The organism is Nocardia sp. NPDC057227 (assembly GCF_042669725.1).
Taxonomy (GTDB): Bacteria; Actinomycetota; Actinomycetes; order Mycobacteriales; family Mycobacteriaceae; genus Nocardia; species Nocardia asteroides_A.
Window position 1 is genome coordinate 233,040 of record NZ_JBHUXA010000010.1, and the last position, 22,604, is coordinate 255,643.

The following is a 22,604-nucleotide window of genomic DNA, read 5'->3' on the forward strand; positions in this document are numbered from 1 at the left end:
GCGGTTCAGCCGACGATCCGGCGGATCAGCTCGGTCGAGAAGGCGAACTTCGGCACGAACCCCACCGCCGGGCTCGCCTCGATCAGGTCGGCGAACTCGAGCTCGTCGTGGGTGGACATGAGCACGAGCGCGAGCGGGGCGACCGGCTCGGCGCGCAGCGCCTCGACCACGTCGAACCCGCTCTCCGCGCCCAGGTCGATATCGACCAGCGCGAGGTCGGGGCGCGCCGACCGCACCAGCGCCACCGCGTCGCGCAGACTCGACGCCGTGCCGACCACCGCGATCCCGCCGTCCTCCAGCACGCTGCGTGCCTTGGCGCAAAACGTGGGATTGTCGTCCACTATCAGGCAGCGCGCGGGGTAGGGGTCATTCACACTGTCGAGGGTGGCAGAGAGCGCAGGCCGGGTCATGCCCGCTAGCCGGAATATCGACCGCGGGTCGCCGTGGGAGCGGGCGGCCGCCGTCGTGCTGCGGCCGACGGCGCCGCCGCTGCGCTGGGGCGTGCTGACGGCGGTGGTGCTGATCGCGGTCGAGTTCGGGATCGTGCACCTGCTCAAGCAAATCTTTCCGGAGAACGCGTTCGGCGCCGTCTTCCTGTTCGGGGTGCTGGTGGTCTCGGCGGGCTGGGATTTCCGGCTGGCGGTGGCGACCTCGGTGGCCAGCGCGGGCGCCTACACATGGTTCCACGCCGTGGAGAGCAGCGAGGGCAGCACCTTCGTGCCCGCGGTCGTCGTCTTCCTCGTGCTCGCGCTGCTGACCAACCTGCTGGTCGGGCAGTCGCGCTCGCGCGCGCTCGACTCCGATCAGCGCAGGCGCGAGGCCGATCTCTCCGCCGCGCTGGCGCGCACGGTGCTGCGCGCCGCCGACCGCCCGGCCGCGCTCGCGGCGGCGAGCACACGGCTGGCCGAGATGCTCGACCTGCCCGGGATCACGCTCGCCGAGCCCGACGCGGCGGTGGGCGCGGATCGGCGCGGCATCCCGCTGTTCGACGACGACCGCCAGGAAGCGGCGCTGATCGTCCCCGCCGACCTCCCCGACGCCGACCGCCGCCGCGTCGAGCGCATGGTCCCCAACCTGGAGGCACTCCTCGCGGCCGCGCACGACCGCCAGGAGCTCTACGCCCGCACCGACGCGCTCGGGCGGCAGCAGGCCGCGCTGCGCCGGGTGGCCACCCTGGTCGCGGCCCGCGCCGACCCGGGCGCGGTCTTCCCCGCGGTCGCCGCCGAGCTCGCCGACGAACTCGGCGTCGAGCACGTCACGCTGCTGCGCTTCCACCCGGACGGCACCGGCGAGGTGCTCGCCGCGCGCGACGACGCCGCGGTCGGCACGGCCGCCAACGGCCTGACGGTCGGCGAGCGGCTACCGCTCGGCGGGACCAATGTCTCCACCCTGGTCGCCGGGACCGGCGCGCCCGCGCTCCTCGACTACGCGGACGCCACCGGCCCCATCGCCGACCGGCTGCGCGCCCGCGGGATCCGGAGCGGCATCGGCGTCCCGATCACGGTCGAGGACCGGCCGTGGGGCTCGATCGTCGTCGGCGTCACCGAGCGCGCCGCACCCGATGGGCTGGCGCTGCGCCTCGCCGACTTCGCCGACCTGGTGGCGACCGCCGTCTACAACAGCGAGGCAAGGGCCGCGCTGACCCGCTCGCGCGCCCGCGTCATCGCCGCCGCCGACCAGGCCAGGCGCACCATCGAGCGCGATCTGCACGACGGCGCGCAGCAGCGCATCGTGGTGCTCGGCCTGGATCTGCGCGCGGCGCAGGCCACGATCCCCGACGACCGGCCCGCGCTGCGGGACCGGCTCGACGCCCTGGTGGACGCGGTGACCCACCTGCACACCGACCTGCAGGAGCTCTCCCGCGGCATCCACCCCGCGATCCTGTCCCGCGGCGGGCTCGGGCCCGCGCTCAAGACCCTCGCCCGGCGCTCCCGGGTGCCGGTGTCGCTGCGGGTGGAGGTGCCCGGCCGGTTGCCTGAGCCGGTCGAGGTGACCGCCTACTACGTCGTCGCCGAGGCGCTGACCAACACCACCAAGTACGCGCAGGCGTCGGAGGTGTCGATCTCCGCGCACCTCGACGGCGACGACCTGCTGCTCGCGGTGGCCGACGACGGCATCGGCGACGCCCGCGCCGAGAAGGGTTCGGGCCTGGTCGGCCTGCGCGACCGGGTCGAGGCCGTGGAGGGCGAGTTCACCCTGGTGAGCCCGGCGGGGGAAGGCACAACGGTCCGGGCCCGCATCCCCGTCGCGACGCGGATCGGCTGACCGGCACCGCCCCACCCGGGGAAGGGCAATACCGGCTAGCCGGAAACCCGGGCACCGGGCAGCCCCCGGCCGGAATGGGCGTCAGCAGCGACGACACGGCAACCGTCACGGACGAGTCTGGAGCAGGACAGAGACCCCGCTCAGGAGGACACCATGCCGTACATCACCACAGCCGATGGCACCGAGATCTACTACACCGAGCAGGGCACCGGCCAGCCGGTGCTGCTCAGCCACGGCTGGCCGCTCTCCTCCGACGCCTGGCAGCTCGAGCTCAAACTGCTCGCCGACGCCGGCTACCGGGCCATCGCGCACGACCGCCGCGGCCACGGCCGCTCCAGCAAGACCGGCACCGGCAACGACATGGACACCTACGCCGCCGACCTCGCCGCCCTGGTCGACACGCTCGACCTGCGCGACCTGGTGCTGATCGGGCACTCGACCGGCGGCGGCGAGGTCGTGCGGTATGCGGCCCAGCACGGCAACGGCCGGGTCGCGAAGCTCATCACCGCGGGCGCGGTTCCCCCGCTCATGGTGCAGACCCCGGAGAACCCGGAGGGCACCCCGATCGAGGTCTTCGACGGCATCCGCGCCGGCGTGCTGAACGACCGCTCGCAGTTCTACCGGGACCTCGCCGAGTCCTTCTACGGCGCCAACCGCGCGGGCGCGCAGGTCTCGCAGGGCGCCAAGGACGACTTCTGGCGCCAGGGCATGCTGGTCAACCTCTCCGCCGCCTACGACTGCGTCGAAGCCTTCTCCGAGACCGACCAGACCGCCGACCTGCGGGCCATCGACGTACCGACGCTGATCGCGCACGGCGGCGACGACCAGATCGTGCCGATCGCCGCCGCCGCGGAGAAGTCGGTGAAGCTCGTCCGCAACGCCACGCTGAAGGTCTACCCGGGCGCGCCGCACGGCATCTATGGCGAGTACCAGAAGGCGCTCGACGCCGACATCCTCGCCTTCATCGCCGAGTAGCGCCCGGCCCGGACCGCAGGAGCACAGCATGGACACCGCCGCCCACCACGAGACCCCCACCCTCGGCAACCCCGACCTGCCGCCGGAGGGCTCGATCAACACCGTCGGGCACCCGCGCAGCCTCGACCTGCGCGGGCCGCGCAACCCCGCCGTCGACAGCCAGTTCCCCAACCAGATCGACCCGCCCGCAACGGATGTCAGCACCCAGCCGTTCTTCTGGTCCTCGTTCAACATCTCGTCCCGGCGCATCCAGGCCGGGGGCTGGGCCCGCGAGGTGACCAAGCAGGACTTCGCCATCTCGGACGAGATCGCCGGCGTCAACATGTATCTGGAGCCGGGCGGCATCCGGGAGCTGCACTGGCATCAGACCGCCGAGTGGGCGGTCATGACCCGCGGCCGATGCCGGGTCACCACGCTCAGCCGCACCGGGATGCCGAGCGTCGAGGACGTCGAAGCCGGTGACCTGTGGTTCTTCCCGGCGGGGACCCCGCACTCGCTGCAGGGCCTCGGCCCGGACGGCGCGGAGTTCGTGCTGGCCTTCGACGACGGCGACCAGTCCGAGAGCAACACGCTGCTGCTCACCGAGTGGTTCGCCCACACCCCGCCGGAGGTGCTGGCGAAGAACTTCGGGGTCGCCCAGGAGGTGTTCACCGACATCCCGCTGCACAACCTGTGGATCTTCCCCGGAGAGGAGCCGGGCGAGCTGGCCGCCGATCAGGAGGCGGCCGGGGTGGAGTGGGGTGCGAGCGAGCCGATCATCTTCCGGCTCTCCCGCTCCAAGCCGCTGATCCAGAACTCCGGCGGCAGCATCCAGATCGCCGACAGCACCAACTTCCCGCTGTCGAACTCGGTCGCCGCCGCGCTGGTCACCGTCGAGCCCGGCTCGATGCGGGAGCTGCACTGGCATCCCAATGCCGACGAGTGGCAGTACTACCTGCGCGGCTCCGCGCGGATGACCGTGTTCAACAACGGCCCGCACGCCAACACCACCGACTTCCGGCCCGGTGACGTCGGTGTGGTGCGCCGCAACTACGGCCACTACGTCGAGAACACCGGCGACGACGTGCTGCAGTTCCTCGAGGTGTTCCGCACCGACCGGTACGAGGAGGTGTCGCTGGCGCAGTGGCTGAGTCATGTTCCGCCGAAGCTGCTCGCGCAGCACCTGAACATCGACGAGGCCACCCTGGCCTCGTTCCCGCGCGGCACCCAGGGCATCACTCCGCTGCGGTAGGCAGTTCCAGCCACTTCAGGATCGCCCGATTCGTCTCCTCCGGCTTCTCCTGCGGGATCCAGTGACCGCAATCCAGCTCGACCACCTCCACATTCGGCACGAACTCCGTCAAGTTCGCGCCGCGCGGAACCACGTCCCGGTCGGCGTAGATCATCAGGGCCGGCTGCCGGACGATCGGGTCGACGTCGGCGAGCAGGTGCCAGTTGCGGTCGGCGTTCCGGTACCAGTTCACGCCGCCGGTGAAGCCGGACGATTCGAAGGCGGCGACGAAGACGGCGAGTTCGTCGTCGCTCATGAGGGGCTCGCCGATGGGCTTTTCCGCCTTCGCGAGGTCGATCGGCGCCATTCCCGGCGGCGGCCCGGGCGGCTGGTTCTTGCGGAACATATTGCGGAGGAAGCGGGCGGTATTCGCGTCGAATACGGCGTCGGCCACGCCCGGGTGCCGGTTGAAGTGGACGTAGTAGAAATCGCTGCCGAGAATGTCCGCGATGAACTCGACCCACGGCTTCTCCCCGCGCTCGGGGTAGGGCACGCTCAGCGCGATCACCCTGCGCACCCGCTCCGGGTGCAGCAGGGCCAGCCCCCAGACGACCGTCGCACCCCAGTCCTGACCGGCGAAGACGGCATCCTCGTACCCGTAGTGCTCGAGAAGGGCGACGAGATCGCCCGACAGGTGCTCGATGTCGTACGCCGTCACCTCGGCCGGCCGTGACGAATTCCCGTACCCCCGCTGGTTCGGCACGATGACGTGATAGCCCGCTCCGGCGAGAGCCGCTATCTGATGCCGCCAGGCGAAGGCGTGTTCCGGCCAGCCGTGGCACAGCACGATGGGATTCCCGGCATTCTCCCGCCCCGCCTCGAACACTTCGAGCCGAATGCCATTGACCGGGACCAGCGTGGGCTCGGGAAATTCGACCATGTCGTTCTCCTTCTCTCGGATGCGGCCGCCACCGTAGAACGCATTCCGGACACGTCCGGTCCTGAATGCGCGGCACAGTGAGCGAATGCCGACAGACCCCACCGGCCGAGCACTACACCTGCTCTCGCTCCTGCAGACCCACAGGTGGTGGCGCGCCGCCGAACTCGCCGAACGCCTCGAGATCACCGAGCGAACAGTGCGCCGCGACATCGACCGGCTGCGCGAGCTCGGCTATCCGGTCGACGCCACGACGGGTAGATACGGCGGTTACCGCTTGGCGGCCGGAACCCACATGCCACCCCTGATCCTCGATGACGACGAGGCGGTCGCCGTGGCAATCGGGCTGCGCTACGCGGCAGAGGCCGATATCGACGGGATCGAGGAGACGTCGCTGCGCGCCCTGATGAAAATCGAGCAGCTCCTGCCGCATCGGCTCCGGCGCCGGGTATCCGCACTGCAGTCGAGCGTCTCCTCGCTGCGGCGGATCACCGACGAGGACCTCGTCGACCCCGGAACGCTCGGAGTACTCGCCGCGGCGTGCCGGGATCACGAGGAGGTGCGGTTCGGCTACCGACGCCGCGACGGCGAGAACAGCCCGCGGCTCGTCCAACCGCACCAGCTCGTCACCGCCGGACGCCGCTGGTACCTCGTGGCCTTGGACCGTGACCGCGACGACTGGCGCACCTTCCGGCTCGACCGGATCGGCGAGCCACGCCCGGTGGGCTCCCGTTTCACCCCCCGCCCGATCCCGGGCGGCGACGCGGTGAACTTCCTCGCCGGCTCACTCGCCGCGCTCCCCCGGCAGTCGGCGGCGACGCTGGAGGCCGAGGCCGCGTTCGCCGTAATCGATCCGGCCGAGCCCGCCGCGCGGGTCGCCACCCGGCTCAGACCGCCCCGGAGGTGAGGATGATCTTTCCGACGGTGCGCCCGCTCTCCAGCAGTTCATGCGCGCGGCCTGCCTGCGCCAGCGGGAACACCGAGTCGATCACCGGCCGGATCCTGCCCGCTTCGATCAGCGGCAGCACATCCCGGATGACGCCGGCGACGATCTCGGCCTTCTGCGCCTTCGGCCGCCCGCGCAGCATCGTCGCCGACACGCTCGCCCGCCGGACCATGAGCTCCCCCAGGTCGAGCGGGGTGCGGGTCGCCGAGCCGCCGATGATGACCAGGTGCCCGTCCGGGGCGAGGCAGCGCAGGTTGCGCTGCAGGTAGTCGGCGCCGACCACGTCGAGGACGGCGTCGACCCCGCGGCCGTTCGTGGCGTCGAGGGTGGCGGTGACGAAATCGTCGGTGCGGTAGTCGATCGCCGTGTGCGCCCCGAGCGCGTACGCGGCGTCGACCTTCGCCCGGCTACCCGCGGTCGTGATCACCGTCGCGCCGATCGCGGCCGCCCACTGGATCGCGAACGACCCGAACCCGCCGCCCGCACCGTGTACGAGCACGGACTGCCCCGCCCGCAGCCCGGCGAGCACGGCGAGGTTGGCGTACACCGTGCAGGCGACCTCAGGGAACGATGCCGCCTCGATCATGGTGAATCCCCGCGGAACGGGCAGCACCTGCCCCGCGGGAACGACGACCTCCTCGGCGTAACCGCCACCGGCGAGCAGCGCGCACACCCGGTCACCGACCTGCCAGTCCCGCACCTCGCGCCCCACCGCGGCGATCGTCCCCGCGCATTCGAGCCCGAGCCCGGGCGGTGCGTCCGCGGGCACCGGGTAGTGCCCGCGGCGCTCGAGCAGGTCGGCATTGTTGACGCCCGCGGCTTCGACGGCGATGAGCACGTCGCCCGGCCCCGGTGCCTGGCGCTCGACCGGCACCAGGCGCAGCACGCTCGGGGGTCCGGGGCGGGTGAATCGGATGGCTGCGGTCATGGTCGGTGCTCCGGGGTTGTGGCGGGCGTTCGGCGGGAGTTCGGCGCTTGTCAGGCCGCGACCGCGGCCGCGTGGGCGATCGCGTACTCGGCGATGCTGCGCGCGTAGTGCGGGGTCTCCAGCTCGCAGTGCTCGCCCGAGGACTGCTGCCTGGCGGCGGCTGCCTCCTCGAACGTCTGGCCGGTGCCGGTGATGAACTCGAGGAAGTGCTCGGTCGGGTGCGAGGTGACGGTGTTGATGTAGCGCAGCCGGTCACCCTCGAGCTGCTCGATGCCGAGCTCCCAGATGACCTGCGTCGTGGTCCAGCCCGCGGGGGTCAGCACGTCGGAGAGCGAGACCATCCGGCAGTAGTGCGCGCGCGCCTCCTCGAAGCGGTACTGCTGGATGACCAGCCCGGTGCCGATCATCTCCACATTGATCGACATCGGGGTGCCGTCGTCGTCGACGGTGTAGCCGGCGGCCTTGTGATCGCCGGGGGCGCAGCGCTGGTACTCGTGGGTGGGCAGCGTCTTCAGCCAGGTCGCGATGTCGACGTGGTCGAACGGTGCGGTCACGTCGGCGGTGACCACCTTGTGCGAGAGGAGCAGATCGGAGCGGACAGTCGCGGTCATGGTGTTCTTCCTTCGGTGAGCGGTGAATCGAACCGGTGAGAAGAATTCTCGATCGGCGGTTCCCGCATGTCATTGCAGGTTTCGGTAGATCCGGGTACCTGCTGGCCGGTACCGGGGACCTAGAGTCCCTCCATGGGGAGGGTTCGGCAGGTCGCCGAGATCGCGATACCGGTGGTCCTCACCTCGGCCACGACGATGGTGCTCGGCGCGACCGACACCGCGCTGCTCGGCCACTACGGCACCGCGGCGCTCGGGATCGTGGCGCTGGTGCTGCCGATGTGGATCGTGGCGACCGCGCTGGTGATCCCGTTCGGGTCGGCCACGCAGGTCGTGGTGGCGCGGCTGCACGGAGCCGGGGACACCGCGGCGATCCGGGCGCTGGCGCGGGCCGGGGTGCGCGCCACCGCGGTGATCGGCGCGCTGGTCGCGCTGGGCGCGGGAGTCGCCGCGCCGCTGCTGGTGCGGGCCACCGCGCCGGCCGGGCTGGATCGCGGGCAGGCCACGCTCGTGCTGTGGATCCTGCTGTGCGGCTTGCCGTTCACCGCGGTCACCGCGCACCTGCGCGGGGCGCTCGGCGGCATCGGCGACACCCGGACCGGGGCGCGCAACGCCGTGGCGGTGGCGGTCCTGAACCTCGTGCTGGCCGCCGTCCTGATCTTCCCCGCCGGGCTCGGGCCGGTCGGCTCCGCGCTCGGCTCCACCACCGCGCTCGCCGCCGGTACCGCCGGCCTCGCCCACCGCGCGCGGGCGATGCTGCGGGACACCGGGCGGGCACCGCTGCGGGCATGGCTCGACGTCGCCCTGCCGGATGTGGGGTTCGGGCTGGTCAGCTACGGCGGGGACGCCGTGATCGCGGTGCTGGCGGCCGGGGCCGGTGCGGTGAGCCTGGCGGCGCACCGGACGGTGAGCGTCGCGGTGTCGCTGGTGTGGATGTTCGTCTTCGGGATCGGCGTCGCCATGGCGGTCCTGGTCGGGCACAGTATCGGCGCGGACGACCCCGGTGAGCGGCGCGCGGTCGTGCGGGCCGGGGCGATCGTCATGCTGGCCACCGCGTGCACCACCGCCCTCCTGCTGGCGCTGGCATCGCCGCTGGTGTTCGGGGTGCTGTCGGGTGATCCGGCGGTGGGCGCGGCGGCGCGCTCGGTGGTGTGGGCGCTGCCGGTGCTCGCGCCGATCATGGCGGTGAGCATGATCTACGCCGCGCAGCTGCGGGCCGCAGGCGACACCCGCGGTGTCCTGTACGCCTCGCTGTTTTCGGTCGTGGTGGTGGCGCTGCCCGCGGTGTGGGCGCTGAGCGCGGTGGCGGGGCTGGCCGGGGTGTACGCGGGGATCGTCGCGGGGTGGATCGCGCGCACCGGCGCCACCGCGATCCGGTGGCGACTGCGGTTCCGCACCCTCCCGGTGGCGGAACCGGCGCGATGATGCGGCGTCAGGACGATCCCACCACCCCCGACCGCTCGGCGAGCCAGGGCAGCACCTGCTCCAGCACCCTCGACCACACCGTCCAGTCGTGCCCGCCCGGCACCTCCAGGAACCGGACCTGCACGCCGGCGGCACGCAGCGCCGCGCTGATCTTCTTCGCCTCCGGCACGGTGTCGTCGTCGGCGGTACCGACGGAGACCACCCCGGCGGTGTCCGGGTAGCTCCTGGTGCGCAGCAGGGCGAGCGGGTCGGCGCGGGCGAAGGCGGCGGTGTCGCCGTCGAACCCCTCGCTCAGGGTGCGCTCGGGGTCACCGAGGCTGGGCTGGGACTCGGCGGACATGCCGACGAAGGTCGGGTACACCTCGGGCCGGGCCAGCGCCAGCTGGATCGCGCAGGTCCCGCCGTAGGAGGAGCCGGCGATCGCCCAGCCGCGGGGGTCCTCGGCCACGGTGAGGTGGGTGTGGATCCAGGCGGGGACGTCGACCGAGAGGTAGGTGGCGGCGCGGGCGCGGCTGGTGTCGGCGCAGAGCGGGTTCTTCCAGGTTCCGCCGGTGCCGTCGGCGACGACGACCACGGGGGCGAGGCCGTGGTGCCGGGCGGCGAAGCCGTCCATGGTGGCGACGAGGTTGCCGGAGGTGGGCCAGTCGTCCGGGGAGCCGGGCTGTCCGGAGAGCAGGACCAGGACCGGCAGCCGCGGGCGCGGCACCGCGAAGTAGGCGGGCGGCAGGTAGATCTCGGCGGGCCTGGCCTGGAAGCCGGATTCGGTGCCGGGGATGCGGGTGCGGGTGATCCGCCCGGTGGCGGGGAGTCCGGGCGGCGGCTGCCAGGTCTGTTCGAGCGGGCCGGGATCGAGTTGCGCGGCCGGTGCGGGGCGCACGTCGCGGAAGGCGATCTCGTTCGGGGCGTGCGGTTCGAACACCGAGCGCAGCGTCGGGTAGGCGGCGAAGTCGGCGTTGATCTGGTTCGCGCAGCCGGCGATGACCAGCAGCGCGACCAGGGCGCCGAGTGCGCGCCGACCGGTCACGGCGAGCAGCGCGGCGAGTACCGCGACCCCGATCGAGCAGTAGGTGCGCGGCTCGAGCCGATCCGGGAACAGCAGCCACACGTCGGTGGCCAGCCAGGCCGCGGTCGCGGTGACCGCGGCGGCCGCGACCAGGCAGGCGGTGATCGGACGAGGCCGGGTGTGCACCAGCAGCCAGACGAGCCCGGTGAGTGCCGACACCGGCAGCAGTGTCGGCACCACACCGTCGAGCAGGGCGATGTCGGACATCGCCGGGTCAGCGGGGGCCGGGGCGGCTCGTCACCAGCCGAACACTACCGTCAGCTCAGCGCCGGGTAGCCGTCGTAGCGGGCGGTGAGTGCCTCGAGGTGGTGCCCGGACGGGTCGTCGAAGTAGACGCCGCGCCCGCCGTGGTTGGTGTTGATCTCCCCCGGTTTGCTCATCCGCGGGTCGGCCCAGTAGGTGACGCCACGCTCGTGCAGCTGCGCCATGACCCGGTCGAAGGTCTCGTCGTTGACCTGGAAGGCGTAGTGCTGGCCGGGGAAGTCGACGGGCGGCTCGGCGAAGTCGAAGACCCGGCCGTCGGTCAGCGTGACCTCGACGAAGAACCCGGACTCCCGCGGCGCGGGCAGCCCGAAGACCTCGGTGAAGAACCGCGCCGACTCGTGCTTGTCCTTCGCGGCGACAATGGTGTGGTCGAAGCGCACCTCGACCCGGGGTTGTGACATGAAAGCTCCTTGCTCCGTGAATGGTTCGATACGCACATCGACGGAACAGGTGGGCCGCGGGCCCGCCCCGGGGTCAGGGGGCGGCCGGGAACCCGTCTCGCTCACGGCACGGAGCCGACCCGGCAGTCACGGGTCGACCCTAACAGAGCGTCAGTGCAGCCGGAAGCCCGCGGGCCAGCTGTACTCGAACTCGGGGAGGTCGAAGCCCTGCTCGAAATGGGCTGTGCGGGTGTCGATCCGGGTACCGCCGTGGCGTTCGTAGAAGGCGATGGCCGGGGTGTTGGCCTGGAGCACCTCGAGGTGGACGCCGCGGTCGGGGTGGGTGGTCGCCGCCCAGTCGAAGACGGTGCCGAGCAGCCGGGTCCCGATGCCTGCCCGGGTGCGGCCGGGCGCGGCGTGCAGGTTGTCGAGCAGTACGCGGCCGTCGGGGGTCGGGGTGGCGTAGCCGAAGCCGAGCAGCTCGCCGCCGTCCTCGGCCACGAACAGGCCGGGCGGGACGGCCGCGGCGCAGCGTTCGCGCCAGACCGCGAGCCGGTCCGCGAGCAGATCGCCGTCCAGGAACTCGCTCGGCATCATCCCGGCGTACGCCGTGCGCCAGCTCGCGGCGTGCAGCGCGGCGATCGCCGCCACGTCGCCGGAGCGGACTCCCCTGATCAACACCCGGCAAGTATGCCGTGCCCCGGTGCGGACACACTGGGAGCATGGACCCGCGAATCCCGAGCAAGTGGGAAGAGATCACCGCCGCCGACCCGACCCACTCCCCGCGCTACATCGAACGCTTCCGCAACCTCGCGGCGCGGGGCGCGGACATCGTCGGCGAGGCACGGCTGATCGATGCCATGCTGCCGCGCGGGTCGCGGGTGCTCGACGCGGGGTGCGGGCCGGGGCGGGTCGGCGGGTACCTGCACACCGTCGGCCACACGGTCGTCGGCGTCGACGTGGACCCGGTGCTGATCGCGGCCGCGACCGCCGATCATCCCGGCCCGACCTGGCTGGTCGGCGATCTCGCCGAGCTCGACCTGCCCGGCGAGTTCGACATCGTCGTGTGCGCGGGCAACGTGCTCACCTTCGTGGCGCCGCGGACCAGGACCGCGGTCCTCACCCGCTTCGCCGGGCACCTGGCCCCCGGCGGGCGCGCGGTGATCGGGTTCGGCGCGGGCCGCGACTACGCGTTCGACGATTTCCTCGCCGACGCCGCCGCGAGCGGCCTCTCCTCCGACCTCCTGCTCTCGACCTGGGATCTGCGCCCCTTCGGCCCGGACTCCGACTTCCTGGTCGCCGTCCTCTCCCGCACCGGATCCTGACCGCGAAGCAGCCTCCGTCCGCACTTGCCACCACTTTTACCGATAGGTATACAGTATGTAGTACTGGCACATCGGCGGCCCACCCGCGGAAGGACGCGACATGACGAAGCTGGACTACCTGGCCATCGACGTGGACAACCACTATTACGAACCGCTGGACGCCTTCACCCGGCACCTCCCCAAGGAGTTCAAGACCCGCGGCGTACAGATGGTGACCAACGGCAGGCGCACGCTGGCGGTGATGGGCGAGAAGGTCAACCACTTCGTCCCCAACCCGACCTTCGACCCGATCGTCGAGCCGGGCTGCCTGGATCTGATCTTCCGCGGCGAGGTCCCGGAGGGGGTGGACCCGGGGTCGCTCATGAAACTGGACCGGCTGCCCGACCACCCGGAGTACCAGAACCGCGACGAGCGGGTGAAGGTGCTGGACCGGCAGAAGCTGGAGACGGTCTTCATGCTGCCCACCTTCGCCTGCGGTGTCGAAGAAGCGCTCAAGCACGACATCCCGGCCACCATGGCCTCGGTGCACGCCTTCAACCTGTGGCTGGACGAGGACTGGGGCTTCGACCGCCCCGACCACCGGTTCATCTCCGCCCCGATCATCTCCCTCGCCGACCCCGAGGCCGCGGTGGCCGAGGTCGAGTTCGTGCTGGCGCGCGGCGCGAAGATGGTGCTGGTCCGTCCGGCACCGGTGCCCGGCGTGGTCAAGCCGCGCTCGCTCGGCGATCCGCTGCACGACCCGGTGTGGGCCCGGCTCGCCGAGGCCGGGGTGCCGGTCGGCTTCCACCTCTCCGACAGCGGCTACCTCGCGATCGCGGCACTGTGGGGCGGCAAGGCGACCTTCGAGGGGTTCGGCAAGAAGGACCCGCTCGATCAGATCCTGCTCGACGACCGCGCCATCCACGACACCATGGCCTCGATGATCGTGCACCAGGTCTTCACCCGGCACCCGAACCTCAAGGTCGCCAGCATCGAGAACGGCTCGTACTTCGTGTACCGGCTGATCAAGCGGCTGAAGAAGGCCGCGAACACCGCGCCCTACCACTTCGTCGAGGACCCGGTGGAGCAGCTGAAGAACAACGTCTGGATCGCGCCTTACTACGAGGACGACGTCAAGCTGCTGGCCGCGACCATCGGCGTGGACAAGGTGCTCTTCGGCTCGGACTGGCCGCACGGCGAGGGACTCGCCGATCCCACCACCTTCACCGCCGACATCCCGCAGTTCCCGGAGTTCTCCTACGAGGACACCCGGCGGGTCATGCGGGAGAACGCGCTCGAACTGCTCGGGTCGCGGGTGCCGACGGGATCGCCGAGCTGACCGGCGATGGCGATCGAATCCGCGCCGGGGCGGCCGCGGGTGGTCCAGTGGACCACCGGCAATGTCGGCAGGGAGTCCCTGCGCGCCGTTCTCGCCCATCCGGAGCTGCAGCTCGTCGGGTGCTTCGCCTGGTCTCCGGAGAAGGCGGGCCGCGACGCGGGTGAGCTGTGCGGGCAGGACCCGACCGGCGTGCTCGCCACCGATGATGTCGAGGCGCTGCTCGCGCTCCGGCCGGACTGCGTCGTCTACAACCCGATGTGGATCGATGTCGAGGAGCTGACCCGGATCCTGGAAGCCGGCATCGATGTCGTCACCACGGCGGGGTTCGTGACCGGGCACTCACTCGGCGCCGAGCGCAGGAACCGGATCCTGGCGGCGTGCGAGCAGGGCGGCTCCTCGATCTTCGGCTCCGGGATCAATCCCGGATTCGTCGATCTGCTGGCCGTGGTCGCCGCGGGCGGCTGCGACCGGGTCGACAAGATCACGGTGATCGAGGAGGCCGATATCAGCGGCTACGACTCACCGGAGACCGAGCTGCCCGCGGGCTTCGGCAGGCCGATCGACGATCCCGAGCTGCCCGGAATGACCGCGAAGGCGACCGAGGTGTTCATCGACGCCGTGCAGCTGCTCGGCGATGCGCTCGGCGTCACCTTCGACGAGATCGTCTGCGAACCGGAGTACGCGGCCACCACCGAGGACGTCGACCTGGGATCGTGGCGCATCGAGGCCGGGCGGGTGGCGGGAATCGCCACGAGCTGGCACGGCCGGGTCGACGGGCGCAGCGTGGTGGAGCTGCGCACCGTCTGGCGCAAAGGGCAGACGCTGCAGCCGGATTGGCCGATCGATACCGGGCATCGGGTCGTCGTCGACGGTCGCCCGCGGATCAGCCTGCGGCTGGACATCACTCCGCCGCCGGACTTCCGCGGGACCACGATGAGCGACTTCATGCGGCTGCCGATGATCCTGACGGCGATGCCTGCGGTGAACGCCATCCCCCAGGTGATCGCCGCGAAGCCGGGCATCGTCACCTATGCCGATCTCCTCCCGCTTCCCCGCGGGCTGGTCGCTCTCGCCTGACCCAGCCCACAATGACGTTCGGCCCCGGTCATTGACCGGGGCCGAACGTCATTTGCGGTGCGTGCACACCGGAGGTGGGTGCGGATCGCTGTCACGCATCGCCGGACCCACGCGCGATGAGGAAGTCGTCGACGATGCGGGCGCACTGCTCGGGCCCCGCCCCACCGAAGCCGACCAGCTTGGCGAAGACAATGGGCCCGAAGAGCTGGGCCAGGGCGACATCGGGATCGCACCCCGCCAGCGCCCGCCGCCCCTCCGCGCTGCCGAGCAGCTCGTCGAAGGGGCGGCGGTACTGCTCGATGATCCGATTGCGCAGCGAACCCGCCTCCTCGGACCCGTCGCCGGAGATGGCGACCCAGGTCAGCGCCGCGAGGTGCAGCGGAACCGTGTCGATCACCTCGGCCTGGCGCTGGACCAGGTCGAGCAGCCGGTCGCGCAGGCTGCCGGTGCTGAGCGCAGGGGCCACCACGGGCGCCAGCAGCTGGCTCAGCGCGGCGGCCTGCAACTCTTTGATGCTGTGGAAGTGCCGGTACACGGTGGTGCGCGCGACCCGCGAGGAGCGGGTCACCGCCTCCACCGTGACCGCGTGCACCCCACCGGATTCCACCAGCGCGGTGGCGGCGGCCAGCAGCCGCGCCCGGGAACGCGAGCGGCGCGGATCGTCTCCCCCGTCGGGTACCACTGCCACCTCCGCGCCGCTCGAGCCCGCTACTTCGGCTGGAACCGCTGCCCGCCGTCGATCCGGATCACTTCACCGTTGATGTACGGATTCTCCAGCAGGTGCTGGGCCAGGAAAGCGTACTCGTCCGGCTTGCCCAGCCGCTTCGGGAAGGGGACGGTGGACGCGAACTTGGCCAGCCCCTCCTCGCCGATGAGCTCCATGATCGGGGTGTGCATGGTGCCGGGGGCGATGCTGTTGACCCGGATCTTGGTCGCGCTCAGATCCCTGGCCCCGGTCAGGGTCAGCCCGATCACCGCGCCCTTGGCCGCGGAGTAGGCGGCCTGGCCGATCTGACCCTCGTACCCGGCGATGGAGCTGGTCATGACAATGGCGCCGCGCTCCTCGCGCTCGTCCAGCTCCTGGGTGGCGATCCTCGCCGCGACCAGCCGGAGCACATTGAAGGTGCCGGTCAGGTACAGCGAGATGGTATCGGTGAACCCCTTCAGCGTGTGCGGGGAGCCGTCGCGGTTGACGACCTTCTCCAGCACGCCGAAGCCGCCGTGCGCGATCACCGAGTAGCGCAGCGTGCCCAGCTCACCCGCCGCGGCGATGGCGGCCGCGACCGAGTCCTCGTCCAGCACGTCGGTGCGCACGTAGACGGCCCGCTCGCCGAGCTCATCGGCCAGCAGCTTGGCCTTGTCGTCGGCGAGATCGGCGATCACGACCGCGGCACCCGCGGCGTGCAGGCGCCGCACGGTGGCCGCGCCGAGCCCGCCGGCACCGCCGGTGACCAGGGCAACCGTTCCTTCGAAAGACACTGTGTTTCCTCTCGTTCGATCAGACTTCGATGACGACGGCGCCACCTTGGCCACCGCCCGCACACATGGCCGCGACACCGATGCCGCCACCGCGGCGGCGCAGCTCGTAGATCAGCGTGGTGATCATCCGGGCGCCGGAGGCCGCGATCGGGTGGCCCAGGCTGCACCCGCTGCCGGAGAAATTCACCAGCTCCTCGTCCAGCCCGTGCTCGCGCACCGCCGCGATCGGCACCGAGGCGAAGGCCTCGTTGATCTCCCACAGCGCCACATCCGACGGCTTCAGCCCGGCCCGGTCGAGCACCTTGCCGATGACCTTCACCGCGCCGAAACCGGTCTCGGCCGGGGTCACCGCGGCATTGGCCCAGGCACGGACCTTGGCCAGCACCGCGAGGTTCTCCGCCTCGGCGTACCCGCGGGCGGTGAGCGCCACGGCCGCGGCGGCGTCGTTGATGCCGCTGCTGTTGCCCGCGGTGACCGAGAAGCCCTCGATCTCCGGATGCAGCACCTTGAGCTGGGCGAGCTTCTCCACGGTGGTGTCGCGGCGCGGGTGCTCGTCCACGGTGAAGTCCAGGACACTGCCGTCGGGCTGTTCGACCTTCAGCGGCACGATCTCGTCGAGGAACTTGCCCGCATCGATGGCGGCGATGGCGCGCTGGTGCGAGCGGGCAGCCCAGGCGTCCTGCTCCTCGCGGGAGATCCCCGCCTTGCGCGCGGTGTTCCAGCCGACGGTGAGCGCCATGTCCAGGGTGGGTGCGTCCGAGGTCGCGGGGTGCGAGGGCGGCATCCAGCCGTCCTGGAAGTCGGCGGTGCCGGGGATCCGCCAGCGCGACACCGGGTTGGTGGAGAGCGACTGCACGCCGCCCGCCACGATCACCCGCTCCGCATCGGCACGGATGTGGGCCGCGCCGTTGGCGATGGCCGTCAGGCTACCCGCGCAGTGCCGGTTCACCGCCTGCCCCGGGACCGTGGTGAGCCCGGTGGCAACGGCGGCGTAGCGGGCCAGATCGCCGCCGCCGTAGTGTGATTCGGCGAAGATCACGTCGTCCACCGCCTCCGGGTCGAGGCCGGCGCGGCGGATCACCTCGGGCAGGATGGTGGTCGCCAGCGTCTCGCTGGGCACGTTCACCAGCGTCCCCTTGAACGACCGTCCGATCGCGGTCCGTGCCGCTCCGACGATGACGGGCTCGGCCATATCTCTCAACCCCTGGGTTGTCGGGCCGCGCCGCTGCGGCGCGGTTCGTTGTCGTAATGCCAATAGTATGTCATGCGGTAAGCTCTTCAGGCAGCCAATGAGACCAGGTCGATCGAGCCGACGAGCAGCTCGCGCGGCAGCCCGGCGCCCGACCCGATCAGGGTGCGGGCGGCACGCAGGTCGCGCGGTCTGCCCGCCGCGACCGCCCCGACCAGCCGGTCCCCGGTCAGTGCCAGCGCGAGGAACGCGTCCCCTGCGGGGTCGCCCTCGACGATCAGCTCGGTTCCCGCGGTCGGCCTGCCCGCGGCCTGCACGGTGCGGCCGTACTGCGTGGTCCAGCACCACGGCACCTCGCGGTACGGGGTGCGCTCGCCTGCGATGGCGGCCGCGGCGGCGGCGCCGTGCGACTGCGCGTGGTTCCAGTGCTCGACCCGCACCGAGCCGCCGTGCACCGGGTCCGGGAACCGCGCGACGTCGCCCGCGGCGTAGATGCCGGGCGCCGAGGTGGCGCAGAACTCGTCGACCACGATGCCGTCGTCGACGCGGAGCCCCGCCGCGCGGGCGAGTCCGTCGTCCGGGGTCATGCCGACGGCGACCACGACGACGTCGGCGATCCACTCGCGGCCGTCGGCCGAGCGGAGCCGGGTGCGGCCGGAGACGATGTCCGCCCCCGTCACCGCGGTGCCGGTGTGCACCGTGACCCCGCGCGCGCGATGCACCCGCTCCAGTGCCGCGGAGACCGGCTCCGGGAACACCCGGTCGAGAATCCGCGGCCCCGCCTCCAGGATCGTCACCTGCGCGCCGCCGGCACGGGCCGAGGCGGCCACCTCGGTGCCGATCAGCCCGCCGCCGACCACGAGCACCTCGATGCCGGGCCTGTCCAGTACGTCACGCAGCGCGGTGGCGTCGTGCCGGTCGCGCAGCGTGAACGCGCCGGGGATGCGCACGCCGAGCGTCCGTGGTCTGCCGCCGGTGGCGAGCAGCAGCGCGTCGTAGCCGAGCACGGTGCCGTCGGCGAGCGCCACCCGCGCCGCGTCCGGGTGGATCGCCTCGACCCGGGTGCCGGTCCGGAGGTCGATGCGCAGCTCCGGCCAGGCGGTAGCCGGACGCAGCAGCGCCTTCTCCGCCGGGAACGCGGCCGCGAGCAGCTCCTTGGAGACCATGGGCCGCCGGTAGGGCGGCGCCGGATCGGCGCCGAGCAGCACGATCTCCCCGTCGAAGCCGCGCTTGCGCAGGGTCTCGGCGGCGGTGGCGCCCGCGATGCCGGTACCCGCGATCACGACCCGCCCGGTGGGCGGAACGGTCACCGGGCGACCTCCACCATCTCGAAATCGGCCTTGGCGGCGCCGCAGTCCGGGCAGCTCCAGTCCTCCGGGATGTCGTCCCAGCGGGTTCCGGGCTCGATCCCGTCCTCCGGCCAGCCCAGCGCCTCGTCGTACTCGAAGTTGCAGACCAGGCAGCGGTACAGCTTGTACGCCGTCGTCACCCCTGCCACGGCTTGGCCTTCACGTAGCCGCCGGCGTCCACCCGCAGCTGGCTGCCGGTGATGTAGCGGGATTCGTCCGAGGCGAGGAAGACCACCAGGTTCGAGACGTCCTGCGGGGAGATGTAGGGCACCGGCATGGCCTGCATGGCGCCGAAGGAGCGCTCGGCGTCCTCGCGGGTGGGGTTCTCCAGATCCGGGCGGAAGATCCGGTACATGCCCTCGTTGTGCAGCATGTCGGTGTCGACATTGGTGGGGTGCACCGCGTTCACCCGGATCGAGCGCTTGGCCAGCTGGATCGAGAGATCGTTGACGTAGTGCGCAACGACCTGCTTGGCGAAGCTGTAGGCCGAGCCGCCGGGGCCCTGCTTGGTCGAGCTGCCCAGCTGGGCGGCGAGCGAGCCGGTGGCGATCACCGAGCCGCCGTCGCTCAGGTGCGGCAGGCTCGCCTGCACCACGTTGAAGACGCCGACCAGGTCGGTGTCGATGGTGTCCGACCACGACTGGATGGTCTGGCCCTTGCCGAGCGGCGCGATGCCCGCGTTGGCGACCACGATGTCGAGCCCGCCCAGCGCCGCGACGCCGTCCGCCACAGCGCTCCAGACGGCGCTGCGCTCTCGCACGTCGACCACCGCCGACCAAGCGGGGACGCCCTCCTTCTCGATCAGCCGGACTGTCTCCTCCAGGTCTTCCGGCCGGGACAGCGGGTAGGTATTGCCCTCCAGGTCCGCGCAGATGTCGAGCGCGATGATGCTCGCGCCTGCCGCCGCCAGGTTCACCGCGTGCGAGCGGCCCTGTCCGCGAGCCGCGCCGGAGATCACCGCGACCTTGCCTTCGAGTCGTGTCACCGATTTCGCCTTTCTGTTCACCGCGGCCGGGGGCTGCGGGTGCCGATCGTCTTGGTCTCCAGGTACTGCTGGAAGCCCTCCAGCCCGCACTGCCTGCCGAGCCCGCTCTGCTTGACCCCGCCGAAGGGGGCGTCGGCGCCGTAGAACATGCCGCCGTTGACCCCGATCGCGCCGGTGCGGACCCGCCTGGCCACCGCCATGCCGCGCTCCGGCGAGCTGGACAGCACCGCACCGGCCAGGCCGTAGTCGCTGTCGTTGGCCAGCCGCACCGCGTCGTCGTCGCCGTCGTGCGGGATGACTACCAGCACCGGGCCGAAGATCTCGTCCCGCGCGATCGGCAGGGTGTTGTCGGCGCAGGCGAAGACCGCGGGGCGCACGAAGAAGCCGTCGCGCAGGTGCGGGGCGATGTCATCGGGGATGCCGCCGCCGGTGACCAGCCTGGCGCCGTCGCGGACTCCGCGTTCGACGGCGTCGAGCACCCGGCGCTGCTGGGCGGCGCTGATCAGCGGGCCAACCAGGGTGTCCGACAGCGCGGGGTCGGCGGGCGGCACGGCGTCGTAGGCAGCGGCTACCTGGGCGGTGACCTCGTCGAACAGGTGGCGCGGCACCAACATCCGGCTGGTGGCGGCGCAGGCCTGGCCGGCGTGCACGCACACCCCGATCGCGCTGCGGACCGCCGACATCGGGTCGGCGTCGTCCAGCACGATGAGCGCGGACTTGCCACCGAGCTCGAGGAAGGTGCGCTTCATGGTGTCGGCGGCGGTGCGCATGAGGTGCTTGCCGACCGCGGTCGAGCCGGTGAACGAGATCAGGTCCACCCGCGGGTCGGTCGCCAGCAGCCCGGCCACCTCGTTGCTCGGGGTGGTGACCACATTGAGCACGCCGGGCGGGAAGTCGGTGCGCTCGGCGATCAGCCGGCCGAGCCGGGTGGCGTTCCACGGGGTGTTCGGGTCCGGCTTGAGCACCACGGTATTGCCCGCGGCCAGGGCGGGGCCGATCTTGTTCAGCACCACCTCGACCGGGAAGTTCGAGGGGCAGATCGCGGCGACCACGCCGACCGGCTCCTGCACCACCGTGCGCACATTGCGCTCGCCGAACAACCCACCGCCGGGAAGCACGCGCTCCCAGCCGAATTCGTCGATCAGCTGCAGCGGATAGCGCAGCGCCTCGGCCAGCGGCCAGTCCACCTGCGCGTTGCCGAGCGTCATGGCCGGGCAGCCCGCCTCGGCGATCAGCTCCTCGCCGAGCTCGGTCCGCTCGCTCTCCAGCGCCGCCTGCAGTTGCTCGAGGCAGCGGGCGCGCAGCGCGCGGTTGCGCGGCCAGTCGGTGTCGTCGAACGCGCGCCGGGCCGCGCCGATCGCCCGGTCCATGTCCGCGGCTGTCGCGGCGGCGGTGCCGCCGAGGACCCGCCCGGTCGCGGGCGCGATGTTGTCGAACTCGGCGCCGTCCGCGGCCGCCCGCAGCTCACCGTCGATCAGCATCTTGCGTTCGGCCCGCGCCGCGGCGCGCGCCGCGACCTCGAGGACCGGGGCGGTCCGTACTCCGGGAACGTCGCTCACAAGCCCTCCAGTTCGATCCCGACATCCGGTATCGGGTGAGTAACTGTAACTCTTACCGTATAGTACTTCAAGACAGTGGACGGACGTGGAGAGGAGCGGCGATGTCAGGTCTGCTCGACGGTGTGCGGGTAGTGGAGCTGGCCTCGTGGACCTATGTCCCGAGTGCGGGCGCGGCCCTGGCCGACTGGGGTGCGCAGGTAATCAAGATCGAGGACACCCGCGGCGGTGACCCCTGCCGCTACCTCACCATCGGCGGCCTCGATCCCACCGACGCCAGGGTGCGCGCCAGCGTGATGATGGAGATCGGCAACCACGGCAAGCGCAGCATCGGGGTGGACATCAAGTCCGCGGAGGGCAGGCGGATCTTCGGCGAGCTCATCGCCCGCGCCGACGTCTTCCTCACCAACTGGCTGCCCGCTCCGCTCGAGCGCGCCGGGCTGACCGTGGAGCAGATCCGCGAGTTCAACCCGAAGGTGATCATCGCGCGGGGCAGCGGGCAGGGCAGCCGGGGGCCGGAGAAGGACCGCGGTGGCTTCGACGCTGCCAGCTACCTGGCCAGGGCAGGTGTGGCGCACGCGCTCACCGTTGCCGATCAGGAGTTCCCGGTGACCCAGACCCCGGCCTTCGGCGACCTGCAGGGCGGCATCACGCTGGCGGGCGGCATCACCGCTGCGCTCTTCCACCGGGAGCGCACCGGGCACGCCCCGATCGTCGACAGTTCCCTGCTGGCGCAGGGCATGTGGGCGGTGGCCCCCGATATCGCCGCCGCCGACTATTTCGGCATCGACCGCATCCCGGTCGGCAACGCGGGCACCGCCCCCAACCCCGCGGTGAACCGCTACCGCACCCGCGACGGCCGCTGGGTCCAGCTGGTGCTGCTGCAGGCGGACCGCTTCTGGCCCGGCTTCTGCGCCCGCATCGGCCGCCCCGACCTCGGCACCGACGAGCGTTTCGTCCCACTGGCGAACCTCGTCGTCAACCAGGAGGCGGCCACCGTCGAACTGCGCCGCACCTTCGCCGAGCGCGACCTCGCCGACTGGCAGAAGGCGCTCGCCGACGAGCCCGGCGTGTGGGCCACCATCGCCACCCCCCGCGAGGTCCTCGATGATCCGCAGGCCCAGGCCAACGGCTACTTCCTGACCCTCACCGACGACGCGGGCGAGCAGTTCCGCACGGTGGCCGCACCGGTCCAGTTCGACGAGACCCCGCCCGCGCCCACCCGCGCCCCCGAGTACGGCCAGCACACGGAGGAGATCCTGCTCGAGCTCGGAATGGACTGGGATCAAATCATCGCCGCCAAGGAATCCGGCGCCGTTCTCTAG

At 71.6% G+C, this 22,604-nt stretch carries 23 protein-coding genes; 9 read left to right on the forward strand and 14 right to left on the reverse strand.

Features of this window, described 5'->3' with window-relative positions; genetic code table 11:
- Window positions 1–5: 5 nt before the first annotated feature.
- On the reverse strand, window positions 6–374 hold the full coding sequence (locus ACFUJ1_RS16870; protein WP_378646506.1) for a response regulator: 369 nt from the start codon (window positions 372–374) through the stop codon (window positions 6–8).
- 10 nt (window positions 375–384) lie between these two features.
- Here ACFUJ1_RS16870 and ACFUJ1_RS16875 point away from each other — a divergent pair, with 10 nt between their 5' ends.
- From ACFUJ1_RS16875 to ACFUJ1_RS16885, 3 genes are all read left to right on the forward strand, one after another.
- On the forward strand, window positions 385–2,265 hold the full coding sequence (locus tag ACFUJ1_RS16875) for an ATP-binding protein (protein ID WP_378646508.1): 1,881 nt from the start codon (window positions 385–387) through the stop codon (window positions 2,263–2,265).
- Between the two features lie 153 nt (window positions 2,266–2,418).
- Window positions 2,419–3,240, forward strand: a complete 822-nt coding sequence (locus ACFUJ1_RS16880) for an alpha/beta fold hydrolase (protein WP_378646510.1) — start codon at window positions 2,419–2,421, stop codon at window positions 3,238–3,240.
- Window positions 3,241–3,268: 28 nt separating this feature from the next.
- Complete coding sequence (locus ACFUJ1_RS16885; RefSeq protein ID WP_378646512.1) at window positions 3,269–4,471, forward strand: cupin domain-containing protein; 1,203 nt, start codon at window positions 3,269–3,271, stop codon at window positions 4,469–4,471.
- Here ACFUJ1_RS16885 and ACFUJ1_RS16890 read toward each other — a convergent pair.
- Entirely contained in the window at window positions 4,455–5,390 is a 936-nt protein-coding gene (locus tag ACFUJ1_RS16890) for an alpha/beta fold hydrolase (protein WP_378646514.1), read from the reverse strand. The genes ACFUJ1_RS16885 and ACFUJ1_RS16890 overlap by 17 nt on opposite strands.
- 85 nt (window positions 5,391–5,475) lie before the next feature.
- Between ACFUJ1_RS16890 and ACFUJ1_RS16895 the strand changes: the two genes are divergently transcribed.
- Window positions 5,476–6,294 carry a helix-turn-helix transcriptional regulator gene (locus ACFUJ1_RS16895; RefSeq protein WP_378646516.1) on the forward strand — a complete coding sequence of 273 codons (819 nt, stop codon included), beginning with the start codon at window positions 5,476–5,478 and terminating at the stop codon, window positions 6,292–6,294.
- Here the strand turns inward: ACFUJ1_RS16895 and ACFUJ1_RS16900 are convergent.
- Window positions 6,275–7,261, reverse strand: coding sequence for an NAD(P)H-quinone oxidoreductase (locus ACFUJ1_RS16900; RefSeq protein WP_378646518.1), 987 nt, complete (start codon window positions 7,259–7,261; stop codon window positions 6,275–6,277). The two genes, ACFUJ1_RS16895 and ACFUJ1_RS16900, sit on opposite strands and share 20 nt — an antisense overlap.
- 50 nt (window positions 7,262–7,311) lie before the next feature.
- On the reverse strand, window positions 7,312–7,872 hold the full coding sequence (locus ACFUJ1_RS16905; protein WP_378646520.1) for a hypothetical protein: 561 nt from the start codon (window positions 7,870–7,872) through the stop codon (window positions 7,312–7,314).
- A gap of 132 nt (window positions 7,873–8,004) precedes the next feature.
- Here ACFUJ1_RS16905 and ACFUJ1_RS16910 point away from each other — a divergent pair, with 132 nt between their 5' ends.
- The gene (locus ACFUJ1_RS16910) at window positions 8,005–9,294 is read left to right on the forward strand and encodes an MATE family efflux transporter (RefSeq protein ID WP_378646521.1); all 1,290 of its coding nucleotides are present in this window, start codon (window positions 8,005–8,007) and stop codon (window positions 9,292–9,294) included.
- A 7-nt stretch (window positions 9,295–9,301) separates the two neighbouring features.
- Here ACFUJ1_RS16910 and ACFUJ1_RS16915 read toward each other — a convergent pair whose 3' ends face one another.
- From ACFUJ1_RS16915 to ACFUJ1_RS16925, 3 genes are all read right to left on the reverse strand, one after another.
- A complete protein-coding gene (locus ACFUJ1_RS16915; RefSeq protein WP_378646523.1) occupies window positions 9,302–10,564 on the reverse strand; it encodes an alpha/beta hydrolase in 1,263 nt (420 codons plus the stop codon).
- Window positions 10,565–10,614: 50 nt separating this feature from the next.
- On the reverse strand, window positions 10,615–11,022 hold the full coding sequence (locus ACFUJ1_RS16920; protein ID WP_378646525.1) for a VOC family protein: 408 nt from the start codon (window positions 11,020–11,022) through the stop codon (window positions 10,615–10,617).
- A 150-nt stretch (window positions 11,023–11,172) separates the two neighbouring features.
- Window positions 11,173–11,682: a GNAT family N-acetyltransferase gene (locus tag ACFUJ1_RS16925; RefSeq protein WP_378646527.1), complete on the reverse strand. Its 510-nt coding sequence runs from the start codon at window positions 11,680–11,682 to the stop codon at window positions 11,173–11,175.
- Window positions 11,683–11,723: 41 nt separating this feature from the next.
- Between ACFUJ1_RS16925 and ACFUJ1_RS16930 the strand changes: the two genes are divergently transcribed.
- The 3 genes from ACFUJ1_RS16930 to ACFUJ1_RS16940 all read left to right on the forward strand — a co-directional run bounded on the left by ACFUJ1_RS16930 (window position 11,724) and on the right by ACFUJ1_RS16940 (window position 14,721).
- On the forward strand, window positions 11,724–12,326 hold the full coding sequence (locus ACFUJ1_RS16930; RefSeq protein ID WP_378646529.1) for a class I SAM-dependent methyltransferase: 603 nt from the start codon (window positions 11,724–11,726) through the stop codon (window positions 12,324–12,326).
- Window positions 12,327–12,426: 100 nt separating this feature from the next.
- Window positions 12,427–13,644, forward strand: coding sequence for an amidohydrolase family protein (locus ACFUJ1_RS16935; protein WP_378646531.1), 1,218 nt, complete (start codon window positions 12,427–12,429; stop codon window positions 13,642–13,644).
- Between the two features lie 6 nt (window positions 13,645–13,650).
- Window positions 13,651–14,721 (forward strand): dihydrodipicolinate reductase, encoded by a 1,071-nt coding sequence (locus tag ACFUJ1_RS16940; protein WP_378646533.1) that lies wholly within the window; start codon window positions 13,651–13,653, stop codon window positions 14,719–14,721.
- Window positions 14,722–14,812: 91 nt separating this feature from the next.
- Here ACFUJ1_RS16940 and ACFUJ1_RS16945 read toward each other — a convergent pair whose 3' ends face one another.
- From ACFUJ1_RS16945 to ACFUJ1_RS16975, 7 genes are all read right to left on the reverse strand, one after another.
- Entirely contained in the window at window positions 14,813–15,409 is a 597-nt protein-coding gene (locus ACFUJ1_RS16945; RefSeq protein WP_378646535.1) for a TetR/AcrR family transcriptional regulator, read from the reverse strand.
- Window positions 15,410–15,429: 20 nt separating this feature from the next.
- Window positions 15,430–16,200 (reverse strand): SDR family NAD(P)-dependent oxidoreductase, encoded by a 771-nt coding sequence (locus ACFUJ1_RS16950; protein ID WP_378646536.1) that lies wholly within the window; start codon window positions 16,198–16,200, stop codon window positions 15,430–15,432.
- Window positions 16,201–16,219: 19 nt separating this feature from the next.
- The gene (locus ACFUJ1_RS16955) at window positions 16,220–17,392 is read right to left on the reverse strand and encodes a thiolase family protein (RefSeq protein ID WP_378646537.1); all 1,173 of its coding nucleotides are present in this window, start codon (window positions 17,390–17,392) and stop codon (window positions 16,220–16,222) included.
- Window positions 17,393–17,478: 86 nt separating this feature from the next.
- Complete coding sequence (locus tag ACFUJ1_RS16960) at window positions 17,479–18,699, reverse strand: NAD(P)/FAD-dependent oxidoreductase (RefSeq protein WP_378646538.1); 1,221 nt, start codon at window positions 18,697–18,699, stop codon at window positions 17,479–17,481.
- The gene (locus tag ACFUJ1_RS16965) at window positions 18,696–18,878 is read right to left on the reverse strand and encodes a rubredoxin (RefSeq protein WP_357016186.1); all 183 of its coding nucleotides are present in this window, start codon (window positions 18,876–18,878) and stop codon (window positions 18,696–18,698) included. The genes ACFUJ1_RS16960 and ACFUJ1_RS16965 overlap by 4 nt, the downstream gene beginning before the upstream one ends.
- Window positions 18,875–19,723, reverse strand: a complete 849-nt coding sequence (locus tag ACFUJ1_RS16970) for a mycofactocin-coupled SDR family oxidoreductase (RefSeq protein WP_378646540.1) — start codon at window positions 19,721–19,723, stop codon at window positions 18,875–18,877. Before ACFUJ1_RS16970 ends, ACFUJ1_RS16965 begins: the two co-directional genes overlap by 4 nt.
- 17 nt (window positions 19,724–19,740) lie before the next feature.
- Entirely contained in the window at window positions 19,741–21,282 is a 1,542-nt protein-coding gene (locus ACFUJ1_RS16975; protein WP_378646542.1) for an aldehyde dehydrogenase family protein, read from the reverse strand.
- A 101-nt stretch (window positions 21,283–21,383) separates the two neighbouring features.
- Here ACFUJ1_RS16975 and ACFUJ1_RS16980 point away from each other — a divergent pair, with 101 nt between their 5' ends.
- The gene (locus ACFUJ1_RS16980; RefSeq protein ID WP_378646544.1) at window positions 21,384–22,604 is read left to right on the forward strand and encodes a CaiB/BaiF CoA transferase family protein; all 1,221 of its coding nucleotides are present in this window, start codon (window positions 21,384–21,386) and stop codon (window positions 22,602–22,604) included.